The sequence below is a fragment of the Rhabdochromatium marinum genome (assembly GCF_016583795.1).
GTDB lineage: Bacteria > Pseudomonadota > Gammaproteobacteria > Chromatiales > Chromatiaceae > Rhabdochromatium > Rhabdochromatium marinum.
The window spans coordinates 1-15,905 of record NZ_NRRS01000080.1 but is presented as its reverse complement, the minus strand read 5'-3'; the positions used below and the strand labels follow the sequence as shown (position 1 = coordinate 15,905).

Annotated in this window: 15 protein-coding genes; 5 read left to right on the top strand and 10 right to left on the bottom strand. The window is 60.2% G+C overall.

What is annotated here, in order from left to right; genetic code table 11:
• Positions 1-342: 342 nt before the first annotated feature.
• The 4 genes from rpoZ to CKO36_RS16165 all read right to left on the bottom strand — a co-directional run bounded on the left by rpoZ (position 343) and on the right by CKO36_RS16165 (position 3,175).
• The gene (gene rpoZ, locus CKO36_RS16180; RefSeq protein ID WP_200285676.1) at positions 343-615 is read right to left on the bottom strand and encodes a DNA-directed RNA polymerase subunit omega; all 273 of its coding nucleotides are present in this window, start codon (positions 613-615) and stop codon (positions 343-345) included.
• 128 nt (positions 616-743) lie between these two features.
• The gene (gmk, locus tag CKO36_RS16175; protein WP_200285674.1) at positions 744-1,457 is read right to left on the bottom strand and encodes a guanylate kinase; all 714 of its coding nucleotides are present in this window, start codon (positions 1,455-1,457) and stop codon (positions 744-746) included.
• Between the two features lie 15 nt (positions 1,458-1,472).
• Positions 1,473-2,339: a YicC/YloC family endoribonuclease gene (locus CKO36_RS16170; protein WP_200285672.1), complete on the bottom strand. Its 867-nt coding sequence runs from the start codon at positions 2,337-2,339 to the stop codon at positions 1,473-1,475.
• A gap of 65 nt (positions 2,340-2,404) precedes the next feature.
• Positions 2,405-3,175, bottom strand: coding sequence for an RRXRR domain-containing protein (locus CKO36_RS16165; RefSeq protein ID WP_200285670.1), 771 nt, complete (start codon positions 3,173-3,175; stop codon positions 2,405-2,407).
• Between the two features lie 422 nt (positions 3,176-3,597).
• Here CKO36_RS16165 and CKO36_RS16160 point away from each other — a divergent pair, with 422 nt between their 5' ends.
• From CKO36_RS16160 to CKO36_RS16145, 4 genes are all read left to right on the top strand, one after another.
• Complete coding sequence (locus CKO36_RS16160; RefSeq protein WP_200285668.1) at positions 3,598-4,596, top strand: serine/threonine protein kinase; 999 nt, start codon at positions 3,598-3,600, stop codon at positions 4,594-4,596.
• 58 nt (positions 4,597-4,654) lie between these two features.
• Complete coding sequence (gene rph, locus CKO36_RS16155) at positions 4,655-5,374, top strand: ribonuclease PH (protein WP_200285666.1); 720 nt, start codon at positions 4,655-4,657, stop codon at positions 5,372-5,374.
• A 13-nt stretch (positions 5,375-5,387) separates the two neighbouring features.
• Positions 5,388-5,999 carry an RdgB/HAM1 family non-canonical purine NTP pyrophosphatase gene (gene rdgB / locus CKO36_RS16150; protein ID WP_200285664.1) on the top strand — a complete coding sequence of 204 codons (612 nt, stop codon included), beginning with the start codon at positions 5,388-5,390 and terminating at the stop codon, positions 5,997-5,999.
• An 89-nt stretch (positions 6,000-6,088) separates the two neighbouring features.
• On the top strand, positions 6,089-6,556 hold the full coding sequence (locus CKO36_RS16145) for a response regulator (protein ID WP_200285662.1): 468 nt from the start codon (positions 6,089-6,091) through the stop codon (positions 6,554-6,556).
• Here the strand turns inward: CKO36_RS16145 and CKO36_RS16140 are convergent.
• Both CKO36_RS16140 and CKO36_RS16135 read right to left on the bottom strand, forming a co-directional pair.
• A complete protein-coding gene (locus CKO36_RS16140; RefSeq protein ID WP_200285660.1) occupies positions 6,537-7,232 on the bottom strand; it encodes a response regulator in 696 nt (231 codons plus the stop codon). The two genes, CKO36_RS16145 and CKO36_RS16140, sit on opposite strands and share 20 nt — an antisense overlap.
• A gap of 22 nt (positions 7,233-7,254) precedes the next feature.
• The gene (locus CKO36_RS16135) at positions 7,255-10,767 is read right to left on the bottom strand and encodes a response regulator (protein ID WP_200285658.1); all 3,513 of its coding nucleotides are present in this window, start codon (positions 10,765-10,767) and stop codon (positions 7,255-7,257) included.
• A gap of 68 nt (positions 10,768-10,835) precedes the next feature.
• On the opposite strand from CKO36_RS16135, the gene CKO36_RS16130 reads away from it, so the two are divergent.
• Positions 10,836-11,135, top strand: a complete 300-nt coding sequence (locus tag CKO36_RS16130) for a circadian clock KaiB family protein (RefSeq protein WP_200285656.1) — start codon at positions 10,836-10,838, stop codon at positions 11,133-11,135.
• A gap of 17 nt (positions 11,136-11,152) precedes the next feature.
• Here CKO36_RS16130 and kaiC read toward each other — a convergent pair whose 3' ends face one another.
• The 4 genes from kaiC to CKO36_RS16110 form a co-directional block, all read right to left on the bottom strand.
• Positions 11,153-12,682, bottom strand: coding sequence for a circadian clock protein KaiC (gene kaiC / locus CKO36_RS16125; protein ID WP_200285654.1), 1,530 nt, complete (start codon positions 12,680-12,682; stop codon positions 11,153-11,155).
• Positions 12,679-13,017, bottom strand: a complete 339-nt coding sequence (locus CKO36_RS16120) for a circadian clock KaiB family protein (RefSeq protein WP_242469672.1) — start codon at positions 13,015-13,017, stop codon at positions 12,679-12,681. Before CKO36_RS16120 ends, kaiC begins: the two co-directional genes overlap by 4 nt.
• A gap of 62 nt (positions 13,018-13,079) precedes the next feature.
• Positions 13,080-13,940 (bottom strand): response regulator, encoded by an 861-nt coding sequence (locus CKO36_RS16115; protein ID WP_200285650.1) that lies wholly within the window; start codon positions 13,938-13,940, stop codon positions 13,080-13,082.
• Positions 13,937-15,601: a diguanylate cyclase domain-containing protein gene (locus CKO36_RS16110; RefSeq protein ID WP_200285648.1), complete on the bottom strand. Its 1,665-nt coding sequence runs from the start codon at positions 15,599-15,601 to the stop codon at positions 13,937-13,939. Before CKO36_RS16110 ends, CKO36_RS16115 begins: the two co-directional genes overlap by 4 nt.
• Between the last annotated feature and the right edge of the window lie 304 nt (positions 15,602-15,905).

The following is a 15,905-nucleotide window of genomic DNA, read 5'->3' as shown; positions in this document are numbered from 1 at the left end:
CACGCGCGTTTCTCCGTGCACGGCATCAGCGGACACTTCTGTTTGTCGAGGACGAAGACAGCCATTTCAATTCCTGCCCTTACGGGCCTGGTGACGGAGCCTGACGGCTCGCTCCCCTCGGGAAGGTCTAACCGGCTCCTGCCTGGCGGCAGCGATCAGAACCTTCGGCGCTTTGCCTTTCACCCGCATGATCCTGATCTTCCAGTGTCCGGAACTGAGGAAGCATCCCGGAGTGGGTCTTGACGACCTGTTACAAACGTAGCGGGTTGGATACCGCTTTCCCTGGTCAACCGAACTCTTTCAAGCTCCGGCCCTCAGGCCGGGGTAGCTGACCTTCCCCTGTTAAGTAATGGAGGCGGCCAGTTCCTTGACCAGCGCATCTTCGAGCGATTGTCCGTCATCCGAGGTGTTGCGCTCCTGTTCGGCGATTTGCGCCGGGGTGATATGGCCGCTGGCAATTTCGCGCAGCGCCAGTACAGTCGCCTTGTCTTTGGCCCAGGGCAGGAAGGGCTCGCTGCCGGCATTGAGCTGACGCGCTCTTTTAGTGGCGACAATGACCAGTTGGAAGCGGTTATCGACGTGTTCAAGACAGTCTTGCACAGTAATACGAGCCATTGATGATGTAACCTGTTGCGATTGGGTTGTCAGTTAAATTAGAAAGTAGCAAATTTTTGCGCCTTCGAGCATGATTTTTCTGCAGCGACGCCATGGAATGCGCTCAGCCTGCGGGAGTCGTCAGCTTCTCAGGCGTCAGTTCCTTCAAGCAGGGCGTCGATGGCGCTGCCGAGCTTGTGTTGTTGCGACTGCCGGCGCAGGCCAAAGGCGCAGACCAGGGCGCGCAGTTCGGCCAGCGCGGCCTCGAAGCGATCATTGACGATCAGATAGTCATATTCCCCGAAGTGCGACAGCTCGCTGCGGGCTTCCGCCATGCGGGCGGCGATGGTTTCCTCGCTGTCCTGGCCGCGCTCGCGCAGGCGGCGTTCCAGCTCCTGAAGTGAGGGCGGCAGAATGAAGATCGAGACCGCCTCGGGGAAATGGGCGCGAACCTGACGGGCGCCCTGCCAGTCGATCTCAAGCAGCAGATCCTGACCGGCGTCGAGGGACTGGCGCAGGGTTTCGCGCGCGGTGCCATAGGCGTTTTGGAACACCTGGGCATATTCCACGAACGCGTTCTCTTCGATCATGCGCTCGAAGGCTTCCCGGCTGACGAAATGGTAATGCACACCATCGATTTCACCCTCGCGTGGCGCCCGGGTGGTGTAGGAGGTCGATAAGCGCAGCCGGGGATGTCCGTCGAGCAGCGCGCGTACCAGGCTGGTCTTGCCAGCGCCGGAAGGCGCCGAGACCACAAACAAGGTGCCGCTACCCTGGTCGTGGTCATGCGCTGGGTCGGGATCAGGGTGATTCTGTAGATGATTGGACTCGGCGTCCGCATCGCGAGCGGGGCTCTGACTCATAATGGTTCGGCTCCGTTATTCCAGGTTTTGCACTTGTTCGCGCATTTGCTCGATCAGCACCTTCATTTCCACCGCAATGCGGGTCAGCGGGGCATCAGCGGATTTGGAACCCAGAGTATTGGCTTCACGGTTGAGTTCCTGCATCAGAAAATCCAGCCGCCGTCCCACCGGGTCAGCCGTGGTGAGGGTTTTGCGCACTTCATCAATATGACCCTCAAGCCGATCCATCTCTTCATCGACATCACAGCGCTGGGCAAGCAGAACCATCTCCTGCTCAATGCGGGTGGGATCAAGTTCACCCCGAATCTCCGCCAGACGGCTGCTGATGCGCGTGCGCATCTCATCGAGCAATTGCGGCATGCGTGTGCGTACCTCGGCAATCAGCTCGGCCAGGCGCTCACAGCGCTGTTCGATCAGCCTTTGCAGACGGGCGCCTTCGCGTGCGCGGGCGGCGATCAGCTCATGCAGGGTTTCATCCAACGCCGTCAGCGCAGCGGCGTTGAGCGTGTCAAGATCAGGAGCCGGTTCCTCCAGCATGCCCGGCCAGCGCAGTAAGTCCATCACCGCAGGCGGCTGCGAGGCGCCAAGGCGGCTGCCAATGCGATCAGCGGCACCGAGCACCTGGGTGAGCAGGGCGGCGTTGATGTGCAGCTCGGGGCTGGTGCCGCTGGTGGATTCCCAGCGCAGGGTGCAGTCGATTTTGCCGCGCTGCACATGCGCGCGCAGGCGCTCGCGCACGCTAGGGTCGAGTCCGCGCAACTCCTCGGGCAGTCGCAGGTGTGGCTCGAGAAACCGATGGTTGACCGAGCGGATTTCCCAACTCAGTTCGCCCCAGACGCCGCGCGCTTGATGGCGGGCGAAGGCGGTCATGCTTTTGATCATCCGTCTTGCGCGAGAAATCCCGCCCTTCAAGGGCGGGAAGGGAAAGCGCACCGCGCGCAGCGCGGTTAGGCAACCCGTCTCGCTTCCTCCGTTAAAGTGGGTTGAAGACTATAGTTATAACCGTCGGCGCGTTGCACCACGCGACAATAGCGGTGTGAGATCCCTTGCACCACGCCCTGCGCGGTCTGGATGTTAAAACTCCCTGATGCGCGCACGGCGACGCGACCGCTATGGGGTCCCGCCTTTTCCCCACTCGGCACTTGGGCAACGACCTGATCCCCGGTTTGGAAACCCTCGACGCGTTTCTCACGCATCAGATACCCGCGCGGGAAACCGAAGCGATTCAGTCGGGTGCGCTGATAGCTGCCCCGCCCTGTGGCTTTGATGGCCAGTGCTGGCCGATTCCAGCCATGCAGCGCATCGAGTAGACTGACACAGGCGGCATCGAGCGCATGGGTCTTGGGAATCCGATGGCGCAGGTTCTGCGTGCGCCGCCGACGACGACAGGCGCGGCGCGATGCCAGCCTGTTACGAATCTGAGCGCCGCGATGGGTGAGTTCACCCAGCCACACTGCGTGTGCCGCACGGTGCACCTCGCCCGTGTCGGGGTCCAGGGTCTCGTTGTCGCGCACGAGGGCAATCCCGGTGGTTTGGCTGCCCGGATCAAGCTGCAAGTGCAGCGGTTGGGTCTTGCCGCCGAGGCGATCTTTCAGCCGGATAGTGAACGGATGAAGCCGCACCACTACAGCTCGGCCTCGCTGTAACAGCAACCGCGCCCGCTTCTCCGAGCAGGGCATGAGTGGTTGCTTTTTCTTGTCCAAAACAAACACGGCCATAATGTCCTTCAAATCAGCGTCCTTACGGGCCTGGTGACAGAGCCTTGCGGCTCGCTCCCCTCGGGCATGTGCATCACCGGCTCCCGCCTCGCGGCGGCGATCAACACCTTCGGCGCTTTGCCTTTCGCCAGCATGATCCTGATCTTCCAGGGGGCCGGGACTGAGGAAGCATCCCGGAGTGGGCCTTGACGACCTGTGATGCACGGAGCGGGTTCTCACCGCTTGCCCTGGTCAACCGAGCTTTATTCAAGCTCCGGCCTTTAGGTCGGGGTAGTTGACGCGTAAAGCGTTTCCGGCTGACGATGGCTAACAGTCTATGATATACCAGGATGCACCACAGCATGCTCGTGCGCGCATGTTCCCACAAGCTGCACGGGCAACCGGGCATCCACCAGCGCCCCTAACGCCGGAGCTAGACTGCCATGGCCGCGCCAATCACCCGCGACAACCTCGAACCTGGCACCTTCATCGATTGCTATCGCATTGTGCGCACCATCGGCAAGGGCGGTTTCAGCCTCATCTATCTGGCCAAAGATGACGAAACCGGCGATGAGGCCGTGATTAAGGAGTTCATGCCCAAGAAGATCGCGCAGCGCATGGAGAACAAATGGTTGGAGCCGGTGGACGAAAACAGCCGCGTGAGCCTGATCCGCAGTCTGCGGCTGTTCTTTCAGGAGGCCAAGGCCATGGCGGCGCTGCGCCATCCCAACATTGTCGCCGTGCGCGGCCTGTACCTGGCCAATGGCACTGGCTATCTGGTGATGCAGCATGAGCGTGGGCGCAATCTGGCGCAATTTGTCCATGAGCGCGGCGGCGCGCTCAGCACCACGCTGCTGCTGCGCATTTTCCTGCCGCTGCTCGATGCGCTCATGTTGATTCATGCGCGCAGTATGCTGCATCTGGACATCAAGCCCGGCAACATTCATCTGCGCCATGGCCATGATCCGCTGCTGCTCGATCTTGGGGCCGTGCAGGTGATGTCCTCCGGGCGCAGCATCGGCGGACAGGTCATTACCGCCGGCTATTCGCCGCCCGAGCAATACACCAGCGGCGGCAATATCGGCCCCTGGACGGATGTCTATGCCGTGGGCGCTTCGATGCGCTCCTGCATTGAGGCCAAAACCCCGCAGCCCTCACCCGAGCGGGTGGAGCAGGACAACATGGTTCCCCTGGCGGAGGTGATGAAAGATCGCTATCCTGCCCCGCTGCTGGAGGCCGTTGACTGGTCGATGGAGCTGGAACCCGAGAAGCGTCCCCAGGATGCTGGCGAGTTCCTCACCGTGCTGCAAGGCCAGGATTATGCGCTGCCGAAGTCAACCCTGCGCGATTTGCTGCCCTCGTTCCAGGCGGGCGGTGATCTGAATGCTTCTACCGGCCTGCGCATCGGCACTCCCAGTTCCGCTTTGACTCAGGATCTTTGATCCGGTCGTAGCGGCCCCTATCACTTCCCATGACAGATTACCCAGGAGTTCTTCCAGCATGCGACCTTCCGACCGCCGTCCCGATGCTCTGCGCCCGGTCCGCTTCACGCGCCACTACACGCGCCATGCCGCCGGTTCGGTGCTGGTGGAATTTGGTGATACTCGGGTGCTGTGCACGGCCAGCGTGTCCGAGCGGGTGCCGCCCTTTCTACGTGGCAAGAACAGCGGCTGGCTGACGGGCGAATACAGCATGCTGCCCGGCAGCACCAGCGAGCGCACCGATCGCGAGGCCGCGCGCGGTCGCCAGAGCGGCCGCACGCTCGAAATTCAGCGTCTGATCGGTCGCTCGCTGCGCGCGGCCATGGATTTGCCCGCACTGGGGGAGCGCACCATCACGCTCGATTGCGATGTCTTACAGGCCGATGGCGGCACCCGCACCGCTGCCATCAGTGGGGCCTGGGTGGCCCTGCAGGATGCCATCAGCCAACTGCTGGAACGCGGCGCCCTGAAGCACTCGCCGCTGCGCGCGCAAGTCGCGGCAGTGTCGGTCGGACTCTATGCCGGCACCCCGGTGCTGGATCTCGATTATGCCGAGGATTCCAATGCCGAGGCGGACATGAATGTGGTGATGACCGCCGAGCAGCAGCTGATTGAGGTGCAGGGCACCGCCGAAGGACGCGCCTTCAGCCGGGCGGAGTTTGATGCCCTGTTGGATTTGGCCACCCAGGGACTGACGGATATTTTCCGACTTCAGCGTGCCGCGCTGGAGACTCAATGAACGCCATCCGACCATGACCACAGAGAAACACTCCATCGTGCTGGCCAGCAATAATCCTGGCAAGCGGCGTGAAATCGAACAGCTCTTGCAGCCGGCTGCGGTGCGTCTGTATCCGCAGCAGGAGTTCGGCATTGACAGCATTGAGGAAACCGGCCTGAGCTTTGTCGAGAATGCCATCCTCAAGGCGCGCCATGCCGCCGCTGGCAGCAACCTGCCGGCCCTGGCGGACGATTCCGGACTGGAGGTTGATGCGCTCAAGGGTGCACCCGGCATTCATTCAGCACGCTATGCTGGCGCTGCGGCCGATGATCAAGCCAATTGTGCCAAGCTGCTGCAAGCCATGGCCGAGGTGCCCCAGGGACATCGCCAGGCGCGCTTTCAATGTCTGCTGGTGTATTTGCGCCACGCCGAGGATCCAACCCCACTGATCTGCCAGGGCACCTGGGAGGGCCAGATCCTGACCGCGCCGCGCGGTGACAATGGCTTTGGCTACGACCCCCTGTTTTGGGTGCCAGGGCAGAATTGCAGCGCCGCAGAACTGGACCCCGGCACCAAGAACGCGCTTAGCCATCGCGGACAAGCCTTGTCACGACTGTTGCCGGCGCTGTTGGAAAAGCTGGGTTGATGCCGCTCAGGGCAAGGCAGGGACTGGCGCTACACCGGCGGCTGATTGGTGCGCCAATGACTCACTGTAATCGCTGAGGTCTCCACGCCATGTCTGAACATTCCCCGGTTATTGATTCACAGGGACAGCCCCGTCCGATTGAAATCCTGCTGGTGGAGGATAATCCTGCGGATATTCGCCTAACCCGCGAGGCATTGAAGGACAGCAAAACGCTGAATAATCTGCATGTGGCCATGGACGGGCTGGAGGCGCTGGCTTATCTGCAATGCGAGGGTGAACATGCGCAGCGCCCCCGGCCGGATCTGGTGTTACTGGATCTGAATCTGCCGCGCATGGATGGGCGTGAGCTGTTGCGGGAGATGAAGTCGCACGAACACCTGCGTCAAATCCCGGTGGTGGTGCTGACCACCTCGGCGGCTGAAGAGGATATTCTGCGTAGTTACCAGCTGCACGCCAATTGCTACATTCGCAAGCCGGTTGATTTTGCCAATTTTATCAAGGTGGTGCAGGGCATCGAAGGCTTCTGGTTTAGCATCGTCACTTTGCCAAGCAGCTAGCCGCGCGCTCGACCGGGGCGACGGATTGCAGAATGCTCTGCTCGTCGATCCGTTTGAGTTCGGTCAGCTGTTGGACGAGTGCCTGGGCTTCGTTTGAGCAGTCTTTGATGACTTGGAGTTCGTCGTGTGGAAAACCTTCGGTTTCTTCCGCGAGCATCAGGAAGAGATTCATCTTGTTGAGATAATTGTTGAGCACATGCTGAGTCGAGCGGGCCATGGCACGGTAGATTTTGAGCTTTTCGATTTCCGCGTGCTCGCGACGTGCCTGCACCAGATTAAGATGGGTTTTAACCCGGGCTTGCAGAATCGCGATGGAAATCGGTTTGGCGATGTAATCAACCGCACCGGCGGCAAAGCCGTCGCGCTCATCCGGCAGTGCTGACAGGATGGTGACGAAAATGACCGGAATCCCGGCTAGATCCGGATCGGATTTCAGTTGGTGGCACACGGATAGTCCGTCCATGTCCGGCATTTGTACATCAAGCAAAATCAGGTCCGGCTTGAGTTGCCGCGCTGCGGTCAGTCCAAGTGCGCCGCTGGTGGCAAAGGCCAGAGAATAGTCCGCTTCCAGGGCTTCGCGCATGACGGCCAGATTGGCGGCTTCGTCATCCACGATCAAGATGCTTGGTGGCTTGGTGGTTGTTTCCAGTTCCACGACCTCATTTTCCGTGTTCATTTTGAGGTTTGGAGTGTGATGCTTAGGGCTTCAATGTGACATCGAGTTCCTTGGCCAGCGTCTCCAAGATTTGGATGGCGGCTTCGAAACGAAATTCCAGCAGGGATTGGCGGATCTCGTGGATTCTACTGAGCCGCTCCTGCCCGATCCTGCCTTCCAGTTGCATTAAGACCTGTTCGGCCGGGCGAGGACTGAAGTTGCGCAATCCGGTGATGGCCTCGGTAAAGAGTGCGTGCATCCGGTCTTGGTCGAGGGGGGTGGCGTGCACAGTATATAGAATTTCTGTGCCTGTTTCCTGGGATTGTGCGGACAGATACTCGCGAATGGCGGTCAAGGTGTGATACAGATCGTCGCGCACTTGTTGGTGGTCTTGCGCGGTGGCACCACCACACGCCAGCTGGTCGTCTAGGCGTGCCGCGCTGGCGGCTACACGGGTCAATCCCAGGTTGCCGGCCAGTCCGCGCAGCCCATGCACAATGGAGCGGGCCTCAGTAGGGGACATGGCGCCCTTTGTCAGCGTTTCCAGCACGGAATGCTGGTCGGTCATAAAGCGCCCCAAATAATGGTGGTAGCTGTTCCGGTGACCAAAACGCGTCACGCCGCAGCTGAGATCGATGTAGGGCAGCACGGTGGATTCGTCCGATGCCGATGCGACTGGTGCAGATGAAGCTGATAAAGCTGCTGCAGTGGAATGTCGCACGAGCGTAGCGCTAGGCTTGGTGGGAGGATCAGCCGCAGCGGACAGCGCCTCGGTGGCTGCCGGGGCATACTCCAGGATCAGCTGAACGACGTGCTCGATATCGAATGGCTTGGCAATCAAGTCATTCATGCCGGCGGCCAGGGCAGCCTGGCGCTGTTCTTTGAGGGTGCCGGCGGTTTGCGCCAGAATCGGCAGGTGCTCAAGCCCACGGATTTTGCGAATCCGCCGGGTGGCTTCCAGACCGTTCACACCTGGCATCTGAATATCCATCAGTACCAGATCGACATCGTGCGGATGCGCAGCAAGCCAGTTAATTGCTGTTTGGCCGCCGCACGCGATGCGCACCATGGCCCCCTCGGTGCTTAGAATGTCGCGCGTGACTTCAAGGTTAATCTCGCTGTCATCCACCAAAAGAATGCGCACCCCTTGTAACGGATGGGCCTGACTGCCGATGTACAGGTGCGCCTCACCGCCGAAGCGGTCGTTGTAGGCTTTGATGATGGTTTCGCGCAAGAGCTCCGGGCCAATGGGCTTGGTCAGGCCGGCGTCGCAGCCGTTGGCTGGGTCGGTGGCTGGCTGCGCGGATGTTTGGATCAGCACCAGAATGGGGCGCTGGTTGGGCGGGAGTTGCGCCTGGAGCTGCCGCACCACCTCAATACCGCCCAGATCGCTCATGGACGCGGCAATCAGCAAGACCACCTGTGGCGAGTGCAGGGCTGGATCGCAAAGCACCCGCTCCAGCAGCGCGTGACCGCTGTGCAGTGACTCCGCCGACCAGCCAAGAAAGCCCAGCATGGTTTGCAAGGCTTCGCGGCCATTGGGGCAATCATCCGCAATGAGTAGCTGCAAATCGAGCAGGCTGTTGCCAAGTTTGGCGGCGCGCGGCTGGGTGTCAAAGCGTAAACTGAAGGAGAAGGTGCTGCCGCGACCGGGTTGGCTGCTCACTTCAAGCTCGCCGCCCATCATCCGCACCAGATGGCGACTGATGGTCAGCCCCAGGCCGGTGCCACCGAAGTGGCGCGCAGTCGCAGCCGCCGCTTGCGTGAAGGGCTCGAACAACCGGCGCTGGGCGCTGGCATCAATGCCGATGCCGGTATCAGTGACAGCAAAGTGCAGCGTCAGGGCGTCGGGGTGATGCTCCACCGGGGTGATGCGCACCTCGATCAGCCCCTCGGTGGTGAACTTGATGGCGTTGCTGGCCAGGTTGATCAACACCTGCATCAGACGCAGGGCATCGCCCATCAGCACACAATCTTTCGCAAAGATGGGCGGAATAAGGTTGATGTCCAGCGCTTTACCCGCAGCCGCCGTAGCCATAATCACCGCCAGGTGATCGAGCATCTGGGCGAGGTCTATCGGCACGCATTCGAGGCTGATCTTGCCGGCCTCGATTTTGGAAAAATCCAGAATGTCGTCGAGCAGGGACAGCAGGGATTGGCTGGCGGCGTGGATTTTGTTCACCTTCTCTGCCGCTGCGCCGGGCAGCGTCATGGTACTCAGCACATGGGTAAGACCCAACACCACATGCATGGGGGTGCGGATCTCATGGCTCATGTTGGCGAGAAATTCGCTTTTTGCCCGTGCCAGCTGTTCTGCAGTCTGTTTGGCGGTCTCAAGCTCGCGGGTGCGCGCGTGCACGCGCGCTTCGAGGGTCAGGTTATGTGCTTTGAGCTGATTTTCAATGGCCTTGCGTTCGCTCAGATCCTGCTCAATCTTTACCAGGCCAATAGGCTCACCGGTCGTGCTACAAACGGCGGATAAGATCCCACGTGCATAAAAGTAACTACCGTCACGGCGCTGCCGCCAACCTTCATACTCGGCGCGGCCCTCGGCAATCGCTTGCTTGAGCAGTTGTTTGGGCCGGTCGTTGGCATGATCCTCGGGCGTGTAGAAGATGGAAAACCTCCGTCCCAGCACCTCTGCCGAGGGATAGCCGAGCAAGGCCTGTGCACCGCTATTCCAGGTCATGATGCGACCCTGTAAATCGAGCATAAAGATCGCAAAATCCTTAATGTGTGCCGTTAGGCGCTGAAAACGCCGCTCGCTTTCCCATAAGGCGGTTTCCGTGACCAGGATGTTGGAGCGATCGTGCAAGGTCAGGATGTAATGGGCCTGACCGTCGAGTCGCAGACGCGCAGCACTGACATCAAGCGGAAACTGGTTGCCGTCGCGGTAGATGCCATAGCTGAGCCAGCTGCGTGGTTGCTGCTTTCCAGCCGTGCTGTCCGGCAAGGCCTCGATGTTAGTTAGGATGTCTTGGGGCAGCAGGCGCGTCAGGGGTTGGCCAAGCATTTCTTCGGCACGGTAGCCAAAGGTTGCCTCGGCACCCTGGTTGAAGGTGGTGATCTGTCCGGCGGCGTCGGCATAGAGGATGGCCTGGAAGCTGGTCGCTTGCAGGGCCTGGTGGTGCGCAGCCGTGGCACGCGCCTGGCGGCGGAGGTTCGCCTGTTGCAGTTCGCGCCGCAGCGCGGGACCCAGTCGTACCAGCGCATCCCAGGTCAGGTAATCATTGGCGCCGCTGTCCATGGCCTGCAGGCCCAACGTTTCCATACCGGGCGCGACCAACATCAGGAAGGGAAGGTCGGCGCAATGCTCCGGACCGTGGCGCAGCCGCTGCAGCGCGCTCAGTGCATCAAACTTGGGGCCATGTGTGGTACAGATCACAGTCTGCCACGAATGTTCCAAGGCTGCGCTGAACGCGGATTCGGTGGTAATCTGACGCATGTCAGGATCGAAACTCGCCTCCCGCAAGGCGCGTTCGAGTCTGTGCAGCACGTCAAGGCCATCAGTGATGCACAGAACGCTGATCGCGCGGCGAGTCAAGGTGTGACGCATTTAGGCTCTCAGCATACGCATGTCGATGCCGGTGAACTCAAACAATCGCGGCACCGAGGCGGGATAACATGAATAAATACCGACTCAGGCTTTTTGTAACGGGACATAGCGCCAACAGCGATCGGGCCGTTAGCAATCTGCGCCATCTGTGCGAGGGCGAACTCGCTGATCTGTATCAGCTTGAGGTGATTGATGTCTGCGAGAATCCTCAAGCCGCCGAAGCCGAGCGCATCATCGCCACTCCCACTTTAATTCGCGCACTGCCACCACCCCTGCGTCGGGTCATTGGCGACCTCTCCGACCGCGAACAGGTGCTGCTCGGCTTGGATTTGCGCCATGTCGAGCAGTTGCCACCGCCACCGGAATAAATCCTCAATTGCTGTTCTTAGCCAGTGCCTTGCTGAAAGAGTTGATCGAGCCGCTCGATTTCTGCCGTGGGCACATGCCGGGGTTGGCCGGCGAGGATGCCGGTGACGTTGCGGAAGGCGGGACCGATGTGCATGCCGCAGCTGTCGATATTAAAGGCGCGGATATCCTTGTCGTGGGCGGAGCCGCGCATTTTCAGCACCGTAATGCCGCGCTGCATTTCGCCGAACATTTCCACATAACGCAGTAAAATAATAGAGTCGGTGATGGTGGAGATGTGGGTTTCAGTCACCGAGTCACCACCAAGCAGGCTGCTGGTGGTGGCGGTAAACAGCCCGGCGATCTCCTGGGCCTTGATAAAGGAGGTCAGGCCGATGACAAACTCGCGAAAGCCCTTGATGGTGCTGACCCGCTCCAGCGCCGAGAGGCTGTCGACGGCGACGCGGTTGGGGCGGAACTCCATGATCTCGCTTTTGATGCGGATCAGATGATCTTCCAGACCGCCGGATTCCGGATAACGTGCCACCACGCGCAGCTTGCCATCCTGCTCGAACTGATCGAAGTCCTTGCCCCAGCCTGAGGCGTTGCGGCTAAGCTGATCGCGGCTTTCCTCAAACGCCATCAGCAGACAGCGTTCGCCAGCCGCCACGCCACCGGCAATGAATTCGGTGGAGGTGAGCGTCTTGCCGCAGCCGGTGGCACCGGAGACCAGAATGACGGAATCGCGGAAGAAACCGCCGCCACACATGGTGTCGAGTTCGGCGATGCCGGAGGTGATACGTTTGTAGGATGAGCGCTGGTCGAGTTCGATCTCGGTCAGCGGTAGGACCACGATGCCGGTTTCCGGCATCATGGTGAAGGGGAATTCGCCCTTGCCGTGCATGGTGCCGCGGAATTTCAGAATCTCGACAGTGCGGCGGCGCTTTTCTTCTTCGAGTACATTGCGCAGCACAATGACATTGTCAGTGACGAATTCCTCGACACTGTCACGGCTGATGGCGCCGTATTCGCTGGTGCGCTCGGCTGTCATCACCGTGGTTACACCAAGGCGCTTCAAGGCGGTGGAGAGGCGAAACAGCTCATTGCGGATGATCAGATCGCTGTCAAAGCGCGCAAACACTGCTCCCAGCGAGTCGATGGCGACGCGCTTGGCACCGATGCGTTTGACCGAAGCCTCAATGCGCACCAGCAGGGCGCCGAGGTCGAAGGAGCCAGTGATCAGAATCTCTTCGCCCGGTTGCGGCGAGGCGTCGATAAAGCACCATTGATCGCTGGCTTCCCAGGTGGCGATTCCCCAACCCAGCGAGGCGACATTGCGGCGAATGTCGGCGGCGCTTTCCTCGAAGGTGACAAAGACGCCTGGTTCCTGGAATTGGCGCACGCCCTCGGCGAGGAACTGCGCGGCAAACACCGTCTTGCCGGTGCCGGCGGTGCCAGCAACCAGGGTGGTGCGCCCGGAGGGCAGGCCACCTAACGCAATGCCATCCAGTCCCTGGATACCTGTGGAGGTTTTCTGGATCTTGTCGTATTCGATAAATGGATCACTCATGACATGGCCCCCCCCGTTGGGCCGGTCAGGTTCGCAGCGCTTTCAGCGTGTTTGAGCAGGTCTTCGGGCAGGATATCCAGTCCCAGCAGCACCCGGTTGACGTTGGACAGATCGCCGACAATGCGCCGCAAGGGTGGGGGCAGGGTCTTGATCAACGTGGGGGTGGCGATGATGTGCGCGCTTTCGGCGGCGAACGGATCCTCGGCGACATCGATGATATCGACCTCGGCCCGGTCTTTAAGCTCAGTGGCGCATAGGGCGCGCAGATTTTTGACGGCACGATTGCTCTGTGGCGTGCGCCCGGTCACATAGAGCTTCAGGTGATATTTGCTCATCGTCTGTGCGTATCCATTATCCATAGGCGTGGCGGTGTGAAGGTGAAGGTCGCAAGCGGCCATCATGAGTCGTGTGCGGGCGAATTCCAATAGTAGCGACGGTAGAAGCTGACTAGGTAGCCCATCAGTTCCAGAACAACCAGACGACTTTCGAGTGAGATTAAACGCTCGTCGGAGGCTGGGACGCGTTCGGCGATGGCGCGCAGCGCTTCAGTATGGATGGCGATGACATCACGCGGCCCGCTGCCAAGAAAACCCAGTTGTTTAGCCAGTGCCTTGATGTGGCCGGCTCGATCGCGTTGCGCGGTCTTGTAAACTTGGCTTGAGGCCTCGCGCGTGACTAGGCTAATGTAGTCTTCCACAATGGTGTTGAAAAGCGACGCATCGCTTTCGCGCAGGGGCGCGGCATCATACAGGCGCGCCACCTCGCTGGAGCCGGGAGTGTTCAGTCCGATCTGCTCTATGTCGCGGCGCTCGCGCTCGCGGCGCACGACCGCCTCGGCCATTTCGGCGCGGCGGCGCAGTCGCGAGCGCTCGATGGCATAGCGCAAGGCGCGTTTTAGCAGCTCGCCATTATCATGGGCCTCGTTTTTGGACAAATAGTCCTCGGCACCAAGGGCGATCAGGCGTTCGCCGAGGTCGGTCGCGGGCGCGCCGGTGATGACAATGATCGGGGCTCGCCCGGCCAGGGTCAGCACATCGGTCAGGGTGGTTTCGCCCTGACTGTCGGGCAGTTCCAGGTCGAGCAAAATGGCATCGAAGCTGTCGGCGAGCAGGGCGTTGCGCGCACGCTCCAGCGAGGTGACCAGGGTGAGCTGAAAGTCGTCCCCTCTGGCATCATGCAAGGACTCGCGGATCAGGCGTGCATCGGCTGGGTTGTCTTCAACAATCAGAATCCCGCAAGGCTGGACAGGGTCAATCATGGCCCGGCCCGGTCTAGCTCGTCGCACAGGAACTCCAGTGTCAGGCCATGGCAGCGGAAGGTACTCTGCTCCTTGTGGGCCTTGGCCAGGTACATGGATTCATCGGCCATCTGCAGCAGCAGGTCACCATAGTCGGCATCGTCGGGGTAGAGCGCCAGCCCGGCACTGAAACGCAGTTCAAACGCCTGCTCAGCAACATAGAGCGGCTGCTGGGTGGTTGCGCGGATTTTCTTCAGGACTGGCTTGACATCCTCGGGGTCAAGCAGGCCTTCGATCATCACAATGAATTCATCTCCACCGAGGCGGAATACCTTGTCGGAGCCGCGCAGGGCTTGCTTTAAGCGCGTTGCGCAGGCGCAGAGCAGTTGATCGCCGATGGCGTGGCTGAATTGGTCATTGACGGACTTGAAGTCATCGAGATCAAGAAAGGCCAGTGCCAATCGCTGGTGTTCATTCGCCGCATTTTGAATCCCCACGTGCAGATGGTGCAGCAGCGCGCGGCGGTTGGGGATGTTAGTGAGTGGATCATGCATGGCCAGCTGCTGCATGTGTTGCGCGGTTTCCTTGTGTTCGGTCACGTCATAGAGGGAGACCAGAAACGCCGGCTGGCCATTCCATTCGGAGTGGCTGATATTGACCTCCGCCGTGCCAATACCACCATCGCGGCGCAGAATGGACAGTTCTGTGCGATGATCAATGGCGGGAATGCCAAAGGGAGCGTCCTGCAGAGCTTCGGCACTTTGGTTGAGCTGGCGCTGTGCGGCGGTGTTGGTGAACAGAATCTGCCCCTGCTCGTCGAGCACCAGCATGCCGACAAAGCTGTTTTGAATCAGAGTGGCGAGTGAGCGTTCGACGGGGCTCGGGGTTGGGAGTTCATAAGGAACCTCAAGCTCGACGCCGATGGTCACCACGGCGCAGATTAAACCCTGATCGTTGCGCAGTGCGTTATGGCGCCAAAGCATGGCGCGATCAATGGTTCGCGTGTGCAGCAATCCGCGTCGCTCAACGGGTTGATGATGCTCGTTCAGCAACAGGCTATGAAACAGATTACGCTCCGCAGCGCGTTCGCCCTCAGGGATGAAGGTGTCGATCCATTGGCTGCCGAGAATCAGCTCGCGTTTGAGTTTGATCAGCTGGCAGCCGGTCGCGTTGATATTGCGCACCTCCCCCGCCGCATTGCGCACCAGAATCAGGGCCGGGGTTGCATCGAACAGCTTGCGAGTCCAGTCTATGCTGTTAGGTGAGCGCGACAGCGACCGGGTTTCGCGTGACTTCAACACCGCCAGTCCGATCAGCTGGGAACCGGGCACCGTTGCAAGTGCCAGTTGCAAAGCGATTTTCCGACCGTTGCGATGCTTGGCTGCAATCATGCGTGGCAGCCCGGCCTGGCGATGGGTCATGCGGCTGGCGAGAAAGTCTGCAATTCCCTCCACGACCGCTGGATCGCCTTCGTCCAGGCCCAGGACTTGAGACAGGGGGCGGCCAACCGTCTCCGCAGCCGAATAGTCGAGCATCAACCAGGCTTCGCGGTTCCATCCCAGCACAAAGCCGTCGCAATCAAAGAGCACCATGGCGCTGCGTGATTCATCCGGCGTTTCTTCCGGCCAGATCCAATGGTGGCTGTCCGGATCCTGATTGGCCTCGGCCACTTGTTCGGCCATACGGTCGACATTCCCGGGCAAGAGGGGAGGCTGGGTTGATGCTGACAAATGGCTCATGATAACAGCACAATGTCTGGAGTATTGGCAGTGAAGAAAGTTTTGGTAAAACCGGCTGATTGATTGTTTCCAGTGTAGCAAAAGGCAGGCGGATATTGTATGCATGCTCAGCGCGCATGCAGGGCGAGCGCGTATTAACGCTAGATCTGACATGATGTTGCGGCCCCCTGTTAGCCAATCGCCTTGAGGAGCCTTGAGTGTCCGCCAGCATGATCGAGCATTTTGCCAGCCTTGAAGATCCCCGTAT

What these genes read in the sequence shown, in the direction of transcription:
- rpoZ (WP_200285676.1), bottom strand. Translation starts at nt 615, where the DNA reads ATGGCTCGTATTACTGTGCAAGACTGTCTTGAACACGTCGATAACCGC.
- gmk (WP_200285674.1), bottom strand. Translation starts at nt 1,457, where the DNA reads ATGAGTCAGAGCCCCGCTCGCGATGCGGACGCCGAGTCCAATCATCTA.
- CKO36_RS16170 (WP_200285672.1), bottom strand. Translation starts at nt 2,339, where the DNA reads ATGATCAAAAGCATGACCGCCTTCGCCCGCCATCAAGCGCGCGGCGTC.
- CKO36_RS16165 (WP_200285670.1), bottom strand. Translation starts at nt 3,175, where the DNA reads ATGGCCGTGTTTGTTTTGGACAAGAAAAAGCAACCACTCATGCCCTGC.
- CKO36_RS16160 (WP_200285668.1), top strand. Translation starts at nt 3,598, where the DNA reads ATGGCCGCGCCAATCACCCGCGACAACCTCGAACCTGGCACCTTCATC.
- rph (WP_200285666.1), top strand. Translation starts at nt 4,655, where the DNA reads ATGCGACCTTCCGACCGCCGTCCCGATGCTCTGCGCCCGGTCCGCTTC.
- rdgB (WP_200285664.1), top strand. Translation starts at nt 5,388, where the DNA reads ATGACCACAGAGAAACACTCCATCGTGCTGGCCAGCAATAATCCTGGC.
- CKO36_RS16145 (WP_200285662.1), top strand. Translation starts at nt 6,089, where the DNA reads ATGTCTGAACATTCCCCGGTTATTGATTCACAGGGACAGCCCCGTCCG.
- CKO36_RS16140 (WP_200285660.1), bottom strand. Translation starts at nt 7,232, where the DNA reads ATGAACACGGAAAATGAGGTCGTGGAACTGGAAACAACCACCAAGCCA.
- CKO36_RS16135 (WP_200285658.1), bottom strand. Translation starts at nt 10,767, where the DNA reads ATGCGTCACACCTTGACTCGCCGCGCGATCAGCGTTCTGTGCATCACT.
- CKO36_RS16130 (WP_200285656.1), top strand. Translation starts at nt 10,836, where the DNA reads ATGAATAAATACCGACTCAGGCTTTTTGTAACGGGACATAGCGCCAAC.
- kaiC (WP_200285654.1), bottom strand. Translation starts at nt 12,682, where the DNA reads ATGAGTGATCCATTTATCGAATACGACAAGATCCAGAAAACCTCCACA.
- CKO36_RS16120 (WP_242469672.1), bottom strand. Translation starts at nt 13,017, where the DNA reads ATGAGCAAATATCACCTGAAGCTCTATGTGACCGGGCGCACGCCACAG.
- CKO36_RS16115 (WP_200285650.1), bottom strand. Translation starts at nt 13,940, where the DNA reads ATGATTGACCCTGTCCAGCCTTGCGGGATTCTGATTGTTGAAGACAAC.
- CKO36_RS16110 (WP_200285648.1), bottom strand. Translation starts at nt 15,601, where the DNA reads ATGGCCGAACAAGTGGCCGAGGCCAATCAGGATCCGGACAGCCACCAT.